Source organism: Stenotrophomonas sp. HMSC10F07, from assembly GCF_001807895.1.
Lineage (GTDB): Bacteria > Pseudomonadota > Gammaproteobacteria > Xanthomonadales > Xanthomonadaceae > Stenotrophomonas > Stenotrophomonas sepilia.
Genome location: NZ_KV791341.1, coordinates 157,135 through 169,346, shown reverse-complemented (window position 1 = coordinate 169,346; position 12,212 = coordinate 157,135). Strand labels below are relative to the sequence as shown.

11 protein-coding genes are annotated in these 12,212 nt (G+C 66.4%); 10 read left to right on the top strand and 1 reads right to left on the bottom strand.

What is annotated here, in order from left to right:
* Positions 1 to 50: 50 nt before the first annotated feature.
* The 3 genes from lolA (at position 51) to HMPREF3114_RS04390 (ending at position 2,649) form a co-directional block, all read left to right on the top strand.
* A complete protein-coding gene (lolA, locus tag HMPREF3114_RS04400; protein ID WP_005416489.1) occupies positions 51 to 689 on the top strand; it encodes an outer membrane lipoprotein periplasmic chaperone LolA in 639 nt (212 codons plus the stop codon).
* A 195-nt stretch (positions 690 to 884) separates the two neighbouring features.
* Entirely contained in the window at positions 885 to 2,162 is a 1,278-nt protein-coding gene (locus HMPREF3114_RS04395) for a replication-associated recombination protein A (RefSeq protein ID WP_227836677.1), read from the top strand.
* Between the two features lie 115 nt (positions 2,163 to 2,277).
* On the top strand, positions 2,278 to 2,649 hold the full coding sequence (locus HMPREF3114_RS04390) for a DUF805 domain-containing protein (protein ID WP_026346975.1): 372 nt from the start codon (positions 2,278 to 2,280) through the stop codon (positions 2,647 to 2,649).
* 73 nt (positions 2,650 to 2,722) lie between these two features.
* Here HMPREF3114_RS04390 and HMPREF3114_RS04385 read toward each other — a convergent pair whose 3' ends face one another.
* Positions 2,723 to 3,097: a hypothetical protein gene (locus HMPREF3114_RS04385; protein ID WP_053496670.1), complete on the bottom strand. Its 375-nt coding sequence runs from the start codon at positions 3,095 to 3,097 to the stop codon at positions 2,723 to 2,725.
* Positions 3,098 to 3,418: 321 nt separating this feature from the next.
* Here HMPREF3114_RS04385 and HMPREF3114_RS04380 point away from each other — a divergent pair, with 321 nt between their 5' ends.
* The 7 genes from HMPREF3114_RS04380 to fusA all read left to right on the top strand — a co-directional run bounded on the left by HMPREF3114_RS04380 (position 3,419) and on the right by fusA (position 12,109).
* Positions 3,419 to 4,447, top strand: a complete 1,029-nt coding sequence (locus tag HMPREF3114_RS04380) for an alpha/beta hydrolase (protein WP_053496669.1) — start codon at positions 3,419 to 3,421, stop codon at positions 4,445 to 4,447.
* Between the two features lie 122 nt (positions 4,448 to 4,569).
* Positions 4,570 to 5,946 carry a YncE family protein gene (locus tag HMPREF3114_RS04375; protein WP_053496668.1) on the top strand — a complete coding sequence of 459 codons (1,377 nt, stop codon included), beginning with the start codon at positions 4,570 to 4,572 and terminating at the stop codon, positions 5,944 to 5,946.
* Between the two features lie 51 nt (positions 5,947 to 5,997).
* Positions 5,998 to 7,044 (top strand): heme/hemin ABC transporter substrate-binding protein, encoded by a 1,047-nt coding sequence (locus HMPREF3114_RS04370; protein WP_053496667.1) that lies wholly within the window; start codon positions 5,998 to 6,000, stop codon positions 7,042 to 7,044.
* A complete protein-coding gene (locus tag HMPREF3114_RS04365) occupies positions 7,041 to 8,084 on the top strand; it encodes a FecCD family ABC transporter permease (protein ID WP_053496666.1) in 1,044 nt (347 codons plus the stop codon). Before HMPREF3114_RS04370 ends, HMPREF3114_RS04365 begins: the two co-directional genes overlap by 4 nt.
* Complete coding sequence (locus HMPREF3114_RS04360; RefSeq protein ID WP_053496665.1) at positions 8,081 to 8,842, top strand: heme ABC transporter ATP-binding protein; 762 nt, start codon at positions 8,081 to 8,083, stop codon at positions 8,840 to 8,842. The genes HMPREF3114_RS04365 and HMPREF3114_RS04360 overlap by 4 nt, the downstream gene beginning before the upstream one ends.
* Positions 8,843 to 8,906: 64 nt before the next feature.
* Positions 8,907 to 9,656 carry a hypothetical protein gene (locus HMPREF3114_RS04355; RefSeq protein WP_053496664.1) on the top strand — a complete coding sequence of 250 codons (750 nt, stop codon included), beginning with the start codon at positions 8,907 to 8,909 and terminating at the stop codon, positions 9,654 to 9,656.
* A 416-nt stretch (positions 9,657 to 10,072) separates the two neighbouring features.
* Positions 10,073 to 12,109 (top strand): elongation factor G, encoded by a 2,037-nt coding sequence (gene fusA / locus HMPREF3114_RS04350; RefSeq protein ID WP_053496663.1) that lies wholly within the window; start codon positions 10,073 to 10,075, stop codon positions 12,107 to 12,109.
* Positions 12,110 to 12,212: the final 103 nt, after the last annotated feature.

Below are 12,212 nucleotides of genomic sequence, written 5' to 3'. Positions count from 1 at the left end.
GGCACACTGGCAACCACCTTTCCTGGCGCCCGCGCCCACAGGATTTCCGCATGAACTTCCGCTTCCGCCGTTTCCTTGCCACGACTACCCTGGCCGTCGCCTGTGCCGCTGCCGGCAGTGCCTGGGCCGGTGCCCGCGATGACCTGAAGACTTTCACCAGTGGCCTGAAGGGCCTGGATGGCCAGTTCAGCCAGCAGGTGTTCGACAGCCGCGGCAAGGTGAAGGAATCGACCAGTGGCCGCGTGGCCCTGTCGGCGCCGCGCCTGTTCCGCTGGGAATACGTGCGCCCGCACGAACAGCTGATCGTGGCTGACGGCAGGAAGGTCTGGATGTACGAGCCGGACCTGGAGCAGGTCACCGTGCGCGAGCAGGGCAAGGAAGAGCAGAACAGCCCGCTGACTGCGCTGATCAACCCAGCGCTGCTGGAACAGCAGTACGACGTCAGTGAAGAGGCTGCGCAGCGTGATGGCCTGCAGTGGCTGTCGCTGTCGCCGAAGCGCGAGACCGAAGCCAGCTTCCAGTACGCCGCGCTGGGCTTCAATGCCCAGGGCCTGGCCAAGATGGAGATCACCGACGCGGTCGGACAGCGCACCGTGATCAGCTTCAGTGGCTGGAAGCGCAATCCAGGCTTTGCTGCCGGCACCTTCAGCTTTACGCCGCCCAAGGGCACCGACGTTATCGGTAATTGATTCAGCCCGTGCCCTGGTGGGTGCCAACCGTTGGTTGGCACGCTCTTGATCTGCCGGCCAGCGGCCGGCACTACCGGAATCGTCGTCACCTTGTCGCGGTACAATGAGCGGGTGGCAAGACATCGTTCAACTTCCTTCCCCGGCCCCGATCTGCTGAGCGTTGATCGGGAACATCTGCGCCCGCTGGCCGAGCGCATGCGCCCGCGCACCCTCGACGAAATGGTCGGGCAGAAGCGCCTGCTGGCGCCGGACAGCGCGCTGCGTCGCGCGGTCGAATCCGGGCGCGTGCATTCGATGATCCTGTGGGGCCCGCCGGGCTGCGGCAAGACCACGCTGTCACTGCTGCTGGCCGAGTACTCCGATGCCGAGTTCCGTGCCATCTCCGCCGTCCTGTCCGGCTTGCCGGAGGTGCGCCAGGTGCTGGCCGAGGCTGCGCAACGGTTCGCCGAAGGCCGGCGCACCGTGCTGTTCGTGGACGAGGTGCATCGCTTCAACAAGGCGCAGCAGGATGCCTTCCTGCCGCACATCGAGCGCGGCACGATCCTGTTCGTCGGTGCCACCACCGAGAATCCGTCGTTCGAGCTGAACTCGGCGCTGCTGTCGCGTTGCCGCGTACATGTGCTGGAAGCGGTATCGCCAACCGATATCGTCGAGGCGCTGGAACGCGCGCTGGGCGACCGCGAACGCGGCCTGGGCGAGGAGGGTATCGAGGTTGCGCCCGAGCTGCTGCTGGAAATCGCCACCGCTGCCGATGGTGACGTGCGCCGCGCACTGACCCTTCTTGAAATCGCCGCCGAACTGGCGGGTGGGGAAGGGGGTCGCATCACCCCGCAGACCCTGACCCAGGTGCTGGCCGATCGTACCCGCCGCTTCGACAAGGGCGGCGAGCAGTTCTACGACCAGATCTCAGCGCTGCACAAGTCGGTACGCAGTTCCAATCCGGATGCCGCGCTGTACTGGCTGACCCGCATGCTCGATGGCGGTTGCGATCCATCCTACCTGGCACGTCGACTGACCCGCATGGCGATCGAGGACATCGGCCTGGCCGATCCGCGCGCGCAGAGCATGGCGCTGGAAGCCTGGGACATCTACGAGCGGCTCGGCAGCCCGGAAGGCGAGCTCGCGTTCGCCCAGCTGGTGCTGTACCTGGCCAGCACCGCCAAGTCGAACGCGGGCTATGCCGCGTTCAACCAGGCCAAGGCCGACGTGCGCCAGAGCGGTACCGAAGAGGTGCCGTTGCATCTGCGCAATGCGCCAACCAAGCTGATGAAGGAGCTGGGCTATGGCGCCGAATACCAGTACGACCACGATGCCGAGGGGGGCATCGCGCTGGACCAGACCGGTTTCCCGGATGCGATGGGCGAACGGGTGTACTACAACCCGGTGCCGCGGGGCCTGGAGATCAAGCTGAAGGAAAAGCTTGATCGGCTGCGCGCCGAACGTGAGGCGGCGAGGGCCGCGAAGGGGCGCTGAGCCGGCTTATGCAGCGTCGAGCCATGCTCGACTCCGCTCTTGCCCGGGCTTGCAGGTACCTCCTGGAACAGCAGCCGAGCATGGCTCGGCTCTACAGGGGTAATGGATTGATGCCGTGCAGGAAATGATTCTGCCGTTGAAGCGTTATGCCCAGTTCGAGGGTCGTGCCAACCGTCGCGAGTACTGGATGTTCCAGCTGTTCCTGTTGATCGTCTCGGCCGTCCTGATGGTCCCGCTCATCGCCGGGTTGGTGATGCAGTCCGACGTGCTGGGCATCGCGTCGATCATCCTGTTCGTCGTGTTCTGGCTGGCCACGTTCGTGCCGGTCATCGCCGTCACCGTGCGCCGACTGCACGACTGCAACCAGTCGGGCTGGATGTACCTGCTGGCCTTCGTTCCGTTCGGTGGCCTGGTGATCTTCGTGTTCGCGCTGCTGCCAGGTACACCGCAGGAGAACGTCTACGGCCCGGTGCCTGCGGGGCCGTGAGACTGCGTGAGTCGAGCATGGCTCGACTTCTACAGGGCGGGAAAACGAAGCCGGCGTTTCGCCGGCTTCTTTCTTACTTGATGCTGCAGTCGCCGAAGGACAGGTATTCCGTTCCCGAGCTGAACTGCAGCGTGCAGCTTGCGGTGAAAGTCGCGCCTTCTTCCAGTGCGCCCAGCTTGGCCGCCTGCTGTTCGTCGTCGCTGGTCAGCCGGGCCAGGACATTGCCCTGGTCGTCGCCGGCCTCGATCAGCGGCTCGCCCGCCAGGTTGCTGGAGACACCCAGGGCCACGGCAGTGAATGTCACCGTCTGGTTGAGTTCGTCCATGCCGAGAGACGAATTGCCGGCCTCTTCAAAGGCCTGGTAGAGCGTTGACAGATCCTGTGCGGCATGGGCGGCCAGCGGTGCAATCAGGCCGAGGGAAAGGGCGATCAGGGCGGTGCGCTTCAAGGTGTTCTCGCAGTCACGGGATTCATTCCCGTGGATGGTGGTCAGTAGATCCACGCCATGCGTGGATGGGTTTGGCAAAGGACAGGGCGCGGCCGGCGGCTCGATTGCCCATCCATCCGCAGCCCTGCGAGGGAAGGGCGCTCCTGCGCCCCGCTGTCCGGCAAAATAGTGGATCCGGTGTTTCCGGCGCAACCGGGAAAATGAACGCATCGCGCGCGTGATACACAGCGTGACGTTCGATCGATGTGATAATCATTCGCGTTTAAGGTAGACTGCGGTCCCCTATGAACCGGCGGCCATCGGCCGCTCCTGCCGCCGCTGATGAAGCTTTTCGTCCTGCCTTCGCGCCGTGGCCCATTGGCCCGCGGCCTGGCTGCCATGATGATGGGTCTGCTCCTGGCCACTCCTTACGCCAATGCGCAGCAGCGCAATCCGCTGCAGAAGATCGGCCACACCGTGCTGGACGAGCCGGCGGCCAGCTATCGCTTTGAACGTTTCGTGGTGGACAGCCCGGACCAGCAGCGCCGTTGGCGGGTGAACCTGGCGATTCCGGCCAAGGCCGGCAAGACCCCATCCCCGGTGCTGTACGCGCTGGATGGCAATGCCGTGGCCATGGTGCTGGACCAGCCGCTGCTGGCCGAGCTGGCCGCGCGCAAGGCACCGCCGGTACTGGTGCTGATCGGCTACGACAACGACCTGCGCATCGATTCCAGGGCGCGTACCCGCGACTACACCGCGTGGATCGACCGTGCCGACGACGAGAGCGGCACGACCCAGGTCGTCGGCGGCGGCGCTGCGGCTTTCCTGGATGTGATCGAGCGTCGCATCAAGCCGGAAGTCGAGCGTCGCGCACGCATCGATACGCGGCAGCAGGCGCTGTGGGGCCATTCGCTGGGCGGGTTGTTCGTGCTCAATGCGCTGTACACGCGACCTGCCGCGTTCCAGTCCTATCTGGCAGCCAGTCCGTCGCTGTGGTGGAGCCAGGGCGCGGCGCTGGGTGATCCGGAGCAGCAGTTCGTGCAGAACGTGCACGGCCAGCCGGCCAAGCTCTGGCTGATGCTGGGCGGCGCCGAGCGCGTCGGTGATCGCGGCAAGCGCGATATGAGCAACCCGCGCGTGGTTGCGCACCTGCGCCGGATCAGTGGCGCCACCCCGGATGCGGCGATGCAGTTGTCCGAGCGGCTGGGCAAGGTGCCGGGCCTGAGCGTGCAGTACCGCGAGTTCGATGGCCTCGGCCACGGCCCGATGCTGCCGGCATCGTTCCACGCTGCGCTGCATGAACTGTATGGCGTGTCCGACCGCAGCGCCGGCGATGGCGCGCCCAATGGCGGGGACAGTGCCGCCGAATGAATGCCTTCGCGCGCCATGCCGTGCGACCCCACTACCCAGGCGAGGCTGCCGGCGTGCAGCGGCCCAGGCAACCGATGAATCCCGCGCCACGTGGCGCGGCCTACGTGTGCAAGGAGCCTGCCATGTCGTTCCATCCGTCTTTCCGCCTTACCTCTCTCGCCGCCGGTCTGCTGCTGGCGGTGACCGCCACCGCCCAGCCGGTGTTCGATCAGCCGGCCAACGCCACCTTCAAGGGTGAGGTCGTCTCGCGCGGTGAGAACGTGGTCCCCGGCAGCACTGCCGATGTGGTTGGTCGCGGCTTCGTGCCGGGCCAGAAGGTCAGCCTGCTGCGTGGCGACAGCGTGCTCAATACGCAGCCGCTGGTGGTCGATGCCGACGGCAACTTCAAGACCCAACTGAGCATTCCGGCCGATGCGGTGCCGGGCACCCACCCGGTGGTGGTGCGCGCCAGCCAGCCGGCTGCGGCCACGGTGCTGAAGCTGCGCGTGTCGCCGCAGCTGCCGCTGTCCGGCCAGGCGCAGTTCGCCACCCAGTCCAACAAGCTGGTGCCGGGGCTGTATCAGTCCGCTTACAGCGCCGCCAGCAATGCCGTGTTCGTGACCTCGGCGGTGGGCCGTCCGCCGGTGACCCAGTCGCAGTTGCTGAAGCTGGATCCGAAGTCGCTGAAGGTGATCAAGGCGATCACCCCGGCGCAGGTGCCGGGCAGCACCAACGGCGCGGTCTATGCGGTCTACGGTGTGGGCGTGGATGACGCCAATGGCAATGTCTGGGTCACCAATACCCGGCAGAACTCGATTGCGGTGTACCGCCAGAAGGACCTCTCGCTGGTCCACCAGTTCCCCGTCGACACCGTGCCGCATGCGCGCGACGTGGTGGTCGACGGCACCCACGGCAAGGTGTTCGCTTCGGCCACGGGTGAGGACCACCTGTCGGTGTTTGATGCGAAGACGTTCAAGGAACTGCCGCAGGTGACGCTGGAGTCCGGCGTGGATGATGGCAAGTTCACCCCGATGAGCCTGGTGCTGGACGAGAAGGGCGGCAAGCTGTTCACCGTCAGCATCGGCACGCCGGAAGCGGCGGTGATCGATGTGGCCAGCGGCAAGGTCGACAAGGTCATCGACCTGGGCAATTCGATCAGCGCCTCTGGCGTGGCCTTCGACGCAGCACGCAACCGCCTGTACGTGGCCTCGCAGGGCACCGACAACCTGCTGATCGTCGATGTGGCATCCGGCAAGGTGCTGCATGACGTGCCGGTCGGCGCTGGCGCGCTGAACGTCGCCTTCGATGATGCCTCCTGCCTGGCCTATGTCAGCAATCGTGGCGCCGGTACGGTCACGGTGGTGAACGGCGACGGCAAGGTGGTGGCCAACCTCGATGGCGGCACCCTTCCAAACCATGTGCGTGCCGACGGCAAGGGCAACGTGTTTGCGGTGAACAAGTCACGTGGCGCCGAAGATCCGAAGGGTGACCGCATCACCCGCATCACCCCGAATCAGTAAGTGACAGGGCAGGGCGGCGTGCGCGTCGCCCTGCCAGCAAGGAGAACGTCCATGAACATCGCGTCCCGTCTGCGCCCGTGTGCGCTTCCGTTGGCTGTTTCGCTGGCGCTGGCCGCCTGCAGTGGCTCGTCAACGCCGTCTGATGGCCACAAGACTGCCGAGCCGCCTGCCGCAACAGCTGCTGCCGAAACCGCGTTGCCGGCAGGCTGGCAGCGCGTGGCCGGTGCCGAGATGCCAGCGGTGCATGAACAGAGGGCCGTGCTGCCGGCCAAAGTGCATTCCGATGACGGTGCTGACATTGAAGTGTCCGACGCCAGCCGGATCATTGCCGGTGGTGACGACGTCATCGCGGTGATCGAGGCGCTGGGACTGGGCAAGCAGGTATTCGCTGCGCCAACCAACACCACCACCCAGGCCGGCCTGGCTGCCCCGCACCAGTTCCTGTTCAACCGCACCACGGGCGTGGAAGGCGTGCTGAGCCTGCAGGGCTCGCTGTTCCTCGGCAACAGCCTGCGCCGCCACACCGAGCTGGCGAAAAAGCTGCGCGAGGTGGGCGAGCCGGCGGTGGTCATCGATGACCTGCAGCCGGCGCCGGACAAGGTGCGCAAGGTCGCTGCGGCACTAGGGCTGGCCGAAGCGGGGCAAACACTGGCCACGCAGGTGCAGCGCCAGCTCGACGAGGCTGCAGCGATTGGCAAGGGCCTGGGCCATGCGCCACGACTGATCCACGTATCGGCGACCGGCGCTGGCGGCTCGCCCACCGTTGCGGGTGCCGACAGCGCCTCGGCGCAGCTGATCGCCCTGGCCGGCGGCATCAACATCGGCACCGAGGCCGGGGTGAAGAACTACTCGCAGCTGAGCAACGAGGGCGTTGTCGCGGCGGCACCGGAAGTGATCCTGGTGACCGAGCACGACCTGCAGCTGTTCGGCGGTGCCGATGGCCTGTGGAAGGCGTACCCGACGCTGAAGCAGACCCCGGCCGGGCAGGCCAACCGGGTCTGGGTGATGCCGGATGTGCAGCTGAAGTACACCAGCGTGGGTTCTGGTGCGGGCGCGCTGGCGCTGGCCAAGGCCCTGGCAGCGTTGCCGAAGGCATGAGTCCAGCGGATCAGCGCCGCCGTCGCGGGCGGGTGATGTTGATGGTGGCGTTGCTGGCACTGCTGGGGGCGGTGCTGGCGTCGTTCGCCGTGGGCCCGCTGCGGTTGCCACCGCTGGAGGTGATGCAGGCGCTGGCGGTGAAGCTGGGCCTGCTTGATCCGCAGGCGGTCAGCAGCCGCGATCTGGCGGTGGTCTGGCAGCTGCGTATTCCGCGTGCCCTGTTGGGCGCGATGGTCGGTGCGTCGTTGGCGATGGCCGGTGCCAGCCTGCAGGGCCTGTTCGGCAATCCGTTGGCCGACCCCGGCATCGTCGGTGTCAGCCAGGGTGCTGCGCTGGGTGCAGTGGCTGCCATTGTTCTCGGCGCTGCCGGTGCCGCCGGTTGGCTGGTGCCGGTTGCCGCCTTTGTCGGTGGCGCCCTGGCCATCGGCCTGACCTATGCGCTGGCGCGGCCGGGCAAGGGCAGTGGCAATGCGACGCTGCTGCTGGTCGGTATCGCGATGGCGGCGTTCTGTTCGGCGCTGATCGGTTTTCTCACCTATATCGCAAGCGAAAGCGAACTGCAGTCGCTGGTGTTCTGGCAGATGGGCTCGCTGGCACGTGCCAACTGGGCCGATGTGGTGGCGGTGGTGCCGCTGTTTGCGATTGGCGTGTTCGCGTTGCAACGATTGGCAACGCCGTTGGACATGCTGGCGCTGGGCGAGCGCCAGGCCCAGCATCTGGGGCTGGATGTGACCCGCACGCGGCGCCGACTGGTAGCGTTCAGCGCGCTGCTGGTGGGGGCGGCGGTGGCGTTTGCGGGCTCGATCAGCTTCGTCGGCCTGGTGGTGCCGCACGTGGCGCGCCTGCTGGTGGGTCCCGGCCATCGCTGGTTGCTGCCGTTGTCCGGCCTGCTGGGTGCAGTGCTGATCGTAGTGGCGGATACCGCGGCGCGCACGCTGGATCCGCCCGCGGAGATTCCGCTGGGCCTGTTCTCGGCGGCGCTGGGTGCGCCGTTCTTCCTCTGGCTGGTGCTGCAGCAGCGCCGCAAGGCGGTGCCATGAGTGTGCTGTTGAAGCTGCACGAGGTGGTGGTGCGCCGCCAGCAACGTGAGATCCTGCAGGGCATTTCCTTGGCGTTCGAACCGGGTACGGTGACCGCGCTGGTGGGCCCGAACGGTGCGGGCAAGTCCACGCTGTTGGCGGTCGCGGCCGGCGACCTGCGCGCCGATGCGGGCGAGGTGAGCCTGTTGGGCAGGCCGCTGGCCAGCTACAAGGCAGGGCCGCTGGCGCGCGAGCGCGCGGTGATGCCGCAGGAGCACGGCGTGCGTTTTGCCTTCAGCGTCGAAGAGGTGGTGGCGATGGGGCGATTGCCGCATCCGCCGGATCCGCGTGTGGACGACGCGCAGGTGGAAGCTGCCATCGATGCCGCCGAACTGCAGGCGCTGCGCCTGCGCGAGGTGCAGCAGTTGTCCGGTGGTGAGTCCGCCCGGACCACGTTCGCGCGCGTGCTGGCACAGGACACGCCATTGCTGCTGCTGGATGAGCCTACTGCTGCGCTGGATCTGCGCCATCAGGAGCGCACGCTGCGCAGCGTGCGTGCCTGTGCCCAAGCCGGTGCGTGCGTGATCGTGGTACTGCATGACCTGAATCTGGCGGCCGGCTATGCCGACCGTATCGTGCTGCTGGAGCAGGGTGGCGTGGCGGCCGACGGAACGCCATTGCAGGTGTTGACCGAGGACAACCTGCAGCGCGTGTACCAGCAGGATGTAGTGGTGCTGGAGCATCCGCGTCGTGGGGTGCCGCTGGTGGTGGTGACCTGAGCGAACGTCCGCCAGGTTGCTCCGGGTATCATGGAGGCTTCGTTTTCTTCAATGGACTGATGCCATGTTCCGCACCGTTACCCGCAGCGTGCTGCTTGCCGCGATGATTGCTTCCGTTTGCGCAGCCCATGCAGCTTCGACCTCCCAGGTTTCGCTGACCAACGCGGCCGAGAATGCCTCGCTGATCGAAACCCGGCATTCCAGTGGCGACGGTGCCGCAGTGACGTCGATGAAGACGCAGTACTTTGCCAACGAGGAAATGTCGGTGAGCTGGGACGACCAGCAGGTGCTGGTGCTGTGCAGTGAAGCGGCGTACCTGAAGATTCCTGCCGCCAAACTCAAGGCCGGAGCATTGACCACCGAGCAGCGGCAGATGATCGTCTATCAGGCACTGATGTCCGGCCTGGGGGCCGTCGCGGGCGTTGTCGGGCCGGCAGGCGAGGTGGTAACCGTGGCGGATGACGGTAGCGAGACCCGCAGTGTTGGCGAGAACAGCTGGGCATACGGTATCGAGCGCTACGACGTGATCAGTCAGCGGCTCCCGGACGGCGCACTTCGGGTCCGGACCCGTAAGACGGAAACCGTGAATACCACGCCTCAGGCGGGTCCAGATGACATGTTCAGCACCGAGGACGACCAGGCGGCACGCCTGTCCGAGCTGGCGCCGGTGGGCAGCTGGACCGAAGTGGTGGTCCGCGGTGGCGCGCGCCAGCCGCATGTAGATCCGGCGATGTCGCTGAAGGGCTGGATCTCGATGGGCGATGACCAGGCTGCGACAGTGGCCGAGGCGCGCAAGCTGCACGGCTGCAAGTAAGGGCCGCCAGGGGTCAGATCCCTTTGCCAGGGGCAAAGGGATCTGACCCCGATCTTTGTCGGCCTCATCGTTCTATTTATGTCTGCAATATTCACTTGCGCGCCAGATTGGCAGGTCTAGAATGCGCCCCATGAACCGGATGCCGCTCCTGAAGTTTTTCACCCTGACCCGCGCAAGCGCGGAATGGGCGTGTCTGCCTGGAGCCCCACGGTGCCGCTGAAGCGGCTACCGCTGGATCATCCACAGAGCGCCCCTCGGGGCGCTCTTTTCGTTTCTGCAGTTTCATTTCCGCTAACCCGATGTACCGCAAGGAGAACGTGCCATGCACCAGATCGCCGAGACCGAACGCTAGCCGCGCACCCTGTCGCCAACCGGGGTGCGCGGCCCCCGAAGTTGGCTTTGCAGGAACCTTTCTCATGAACACCCAAGTCCTTTCCCGCCGTCGCAACCTTGGCATCATTGCCCACATCGATGCCGGCAAGACCACGCTGACCGAACGCCTGCTGTGGAAAAGCGGCGAAATCCATCGCGTCGGCGAAGTGCACGACGGCAATGCGACCACCGACTTCTCGGCGATCGAGCGCGAACGTGGCATCACCATTGGCGCGGCTGCCGTGCAGGCGCAGTGGGCACCGCGCGACCTGCCGGCGCATCGATTGACCCTGATCGATACCCCCGGCCACATCGATTTCGCCATCGAAGTCGAACGTTCACTGCGCGTGCTCGACGGTGCCGTGGCCGTCTTCTCGGCCGTGGACGGCGTGCAGCCGCAGTCCGAGACGGTGTGGCGCCAGGCGCGTCGCCATCGCGTGCCGCTGATCGCTTTCGTCAACAAGATGGACCGCATAGGCGCTTCGTTTGAGCGCGTGCTGGAGCAGCTGCAGGACAAGCTGCGCGCGCGGCCGTGGGCGCTGGGCGTGCCGTTGGGCAGCGAAAGCGGCTTCAATGGCTGGGTCGATCTGGTCGATGAGCGCGTGCTGCAGTGGCAGGAGGGCGGCGCAACCACGGTGACCCCGTGGGACGAAGCGGCGCGCGCCCAATGGCAGGCCCAGCGCGATGCGCTGGTCGAAGCTGTGGCCGATCATGACGAAGAACTGGCCGATGCCTGGCTGGAAGGTCGCGTGATTGGTGCCGATATGCTGCGCGCGGCGATCCGGCGGGCGACGCTGGCAGGTGCAGGCGTGCCTGTACTGGCCGGTGCTGCGTTCAAGGACAAGGGCATCGAGACGCTGCTGGATGCCGTGGTCGATTACCTGCCGTCGCCGCTGGATCGCCCTGCTGTCAGCGCCGAAAGCGATGAGGGCGAGGTGATGCTGCCGCCGGATCCGGACGGTCCACTGGCGGGCCTGCTGTTCAAGATCACCCACCAGCAGCACGGCGCGTTGAGCTTTGTGCGGCTGTACTCGGGCACCTTGAAGGTGGGCGACGCGGTGGCCAGTTCGCAGCATCCGCAGGGGCGGCGTGTCAGTCGCCTGGTGCGGGTGCAGGCCGACCAGACCCATGACATCGAGCAGGCCGTGGCCGGTGACATCGTCGCGGTACTGGGCTGGAAGGATGCGGTCAGTGGCGAGACGCTGAGCAGCCGTGCGCAGCCGCTGCGGCTGGAGAACATCCAGGCCCAGGCGCCGGTGCTGGCCTGGCGGTTGGAGCCGGCGCGTGCGGCGGACCTGATCCGGATGGCGCAGGGACTGGCCAGCCTGGCCCAGGAAGACCCCTCGTTCCGTGTGGAAACGGACCGGGAAACGGGTGAAACCCTGGTCTGGGGCATGGGCGAGCTGCACTTGGAAGTGATGGTCGAGCGCCTGCGCAGCGAATGGAAGGTCGACGTGGCCGTAGGTGCGCCACGCGTGGCCTACCAGGAGACGCCGATGCGCCCGATGACCGGTGTCGTCGGGCGGCTGGTCAAGCAGACCGGTGGCCAGGGCCAGTTCGCGCACGTGGTGCTGGATGTGACGCCGCGCGACGACGACCTTGTCGTGTTCAACGACCGCATCGTCGGTGGCGTGGTGCCGCGCAGCTTCATCGCGGCGGTGGAAAAGGGCGTGCGTGCTGCGCTGTCGGAAGGTCCGCAGGGACATCCGGTGGTCGGCATCGAGGTCAGTCTTGTCGATGGCCAGACCCATGCCAAGGACTCTTCGGAGATGGCATTCCATCGCGCAGGCGCCGAGGCGATCAAGGCGGCGCTGGCCGAGGGTGGCACGCAGCTGCTGGAGCCGGTGATGGCGGTGACGGTGCATTCGCCGTCGGCGTCGGTGGGTGATGTGGTCGGCGACCTCAACCGGCGCCATGGCCGCATCGCCCGCATCGAGGACCAGGACGGTCGTGCCGAGGTCAGTGGTTTCGCGCCACTGGCGCAGTTGGTGGGTTACACCACCTCGCTGCGTTCGCTCAGCCAGGGGCGGGCCAGCAGTGAGGCGCACCTGCACGGCTATGAGCCAGTACGCGCGGCATAGGCAAGGTGAGGGGAGCCCGTTCGCGGGCTCCCATTTTTTTGTTCGGGTTTCCGTATCCACGCATGGCGTGGATCTACCGGGTGACCGGGTCGCGAGCTCTGCA

Bases quoted from the DNA above. Each gene is read 5' to 3' on its own strand.
- lolA (WP_005416489.1), top strand. From the start codon at position 51: ATGAACTTCCGCTTCCGCCGTTTCCTTGCCACGACTACCCTGGCCGTC.
- HMPREF3114_RS04395 (WP_227836677.1), top strand. From the start codon at position 885: ATGCGCCCGCGCACCCTCGACGAAATGGTCGGGCAGAAGCGCCTGCTG.
- HMPREF3114_RS04380 (WP_053496669.1), top strand. From the start codon at position 3,419: ATGAAGCTTTTCGTCCTGCCTTCGCGCCGTGGCCCATTGGCCCGCGGC.
- HMPREF3114_RS04375 (WP_053496668.1), top strand. From the start codon at position 4,570: ATGTCGTTCCATCCGTCTTTCCGCCTTACCTCTCTCGCCGCCGGTCTG.
- HMPREF3114_RS04370 (WP_053496667.1), top strand. From the start codon at position 5,998: ATGAACATCGCGTCCCGTCTGCGCCCGTGTGCGCTTCCGTTGGCTGTT.
- HMPREF3114_RS04365 (WP_053496666.1), top strand. From the start codon at position 7,041: ATGAGTCCAGCGGATCAGCGCCGCCGTCGCGGGCGGGTGATGTTGATG.
- HMPREF3114_RS04360 (WP_053496665.1), top strand. From the start codon at position 8,081: ATGAGTGTGCTGTTGAAGCTGCACGAGGTGGTGGTGCGCCGCCAGCAA.
- HMPREF3114_RS04355 (WP_053496664.1), top strand. From the start codon at position 8,907: ATGTTCCGCACCGTTACCCGCAGCGTGCTGCTTGCCGCGATGATTGCT.
- fusA (WP_053496663.1), top strand. From the start codon at position 10,073: ATGAACACCCAAGTCCTTTCCCGCCGTCGCAACCTTGGCATCATTGCC.